2 tRNA genes and 3 rRNA genes are annotated in these 1,544 nt (G+C 50.8%); all 5 read right to left on the bottom strand.

The window, feature by feature from the left end:
* Positions 1 to 716: ribosomal RNA gene (locus ACLD72_RS32140) — 23S ribosomal RNA — on the bottom strand; the annotation flags it as partial.
* A 208-nt stretch (positions 717 to 924) separates the two neighbouring features.
* Positions 925 to 1,000, bottom strand: a tRNA-Ala gene (locus ACLD72_RS32135).
* A gap of 92 nt (positions 1,001 to 1,092) precedes the next feature.
* Positions 1,093 to 1,169 (bottom strand) — tRNA-Ile (locus ACLD72_RS32130).
* A 40-nt stretch (positions 1,170 to 1,209) separates the two neighbouring features.
* Positions 1,210 to 1,326 (bottom strand): 5S ribosomal RNA (rrf, locus tag ACLD72_RS32125).
* Between the two features lie 103 nt (positions 1,327 to 1,429).
* Positions 1,430 to 1,544: ribosomal RNA gene (locus ACLD72_RS32120) — 16S ribosomal RNA — on the bottom strand; the annotation flags it as partial.

Raw genomic sequence — 1,544 nt, 5'->3', positions numbered from 1 at the left:
CGCCTACAAACTATAATCGCCCTATTCAGACTCGCTTTCGCTGCGGCTCCATCTTCTCGATTTAACCTTGCTTGCAAACGTAACTCGCCGGTTCATTCTACAAAAGGCACGCCATCACCCATAAACAGGGCTCTGACTTCTTGTAAGCACACGGTTTCAGGTTCTATTTCACTCCCCTTCCGGGGTGCTTTTCACCTTTCCCTCACGGTACTGCTTCACTATCGGTCGCTAGGGAGTATTTAGCCTTACCAGATGGTCCTGGCAGATTCATACGGGGTTTCACGTGCCCCGCACTACTCGGGATCCGTCTCGGAGGGCTAAGACTTTCGATTACAGGGCTTTTACCTTCTTTGGCCGGCCTTTCCAGACCTGTTCGTCTAACCTCAGCTTTTGTAACTCCATGTGAGACGTCCCACAACCCCAGAGAGCAAGCTCTCTGGTTTAGGCTAATCCGCGTTCGCTCGCCGCTACTGACGGAATCACTTTTGTTTTCTCTTCCTCAGGGTACTTAGATGTTTCAGTTCCCCTGGTATGCCTCTTCACCACCTATGGATTCAGTGATGAGTGACTAGGTATTACCCTAGCCGGGTTTCCCCATTCGGATATCCCCGGATCGATGCTTGCTTACAGCTCCCCGAGGCAGTTTCGTTGTTCGCCACGTCCTTCTTCGGCTCCTAGCGCCTAGGCATCCTCCGTGTGCTCTTAGTAGCTTAACCATTTGCTCTGGCACAAAGCCTTCGCAATCACTACCTTAATTGATACTTGTTTTGACACAAGTTCAGCTAAAAGGATTGTTCTAAAACGCAAATTCGTTTCGTTATCCAGTTTTCAAGGATCAATTTCTTCGCCGTTTCACCGGCGGAAGATTATCTTATCATCCCCCGCCTTACCGTTCAACCAGTAAGTATTGGAAATGATAAAGTATGGTGGAGCCAAGGAGGATCGAACTCCTGACCTCCTGCTTGCAAGGCAGGCGCTCTCCCAGCTGAGCTATGGCCCCAAAATAAACCCCAAAAATGACGCCATGCTACGAAGGCAATTCCGATTATTTCTCGGGACTCCCGTAAAACATGATGCTCGTTATGGGATATATGGTGGGCCCTAGTGGACTCGAACCACCGACCTCACCCTTATCAGGGGTGCGCTCTAACCAACTGAGCTAAGGGCCCATAACAGGAATATTTATTTGTGAACCCAAAAACGGGTTGCGCTTGGCAACGTCCTACTCTCCCAGGACCCTTCGGTCCAAGTACCATCGGCGCTGGAGGGCTTAACGGCCGTGTTCGGGATGGGTACGCGTGGAACCCCTCCGCCATCATCACCAAACGCATAAGAGTTTGAACTCTCAAAACTGACCAACGAGTGAGTAAGTTCGCTAACCTGAGTTAGCTATTTGAATGCTTCCGTTGCAGGAAGCGATTCTCCATAGAAAGGAGGTGATCCAGCCGCACCTTCCGATACGGCTACCTTGTTACGACTTCACCCCAATCATCTACCCCACCTTCGGCGGCTGGCCCCTTGCGGTTACCTCACCGACTTCGGGT

It is taken from the genome of Paenibacillus lacisediminis (assembly GCF_046567315.2).
This window is presented reverse-complemented; position numbering and strand designations above follow the sequence as displayed.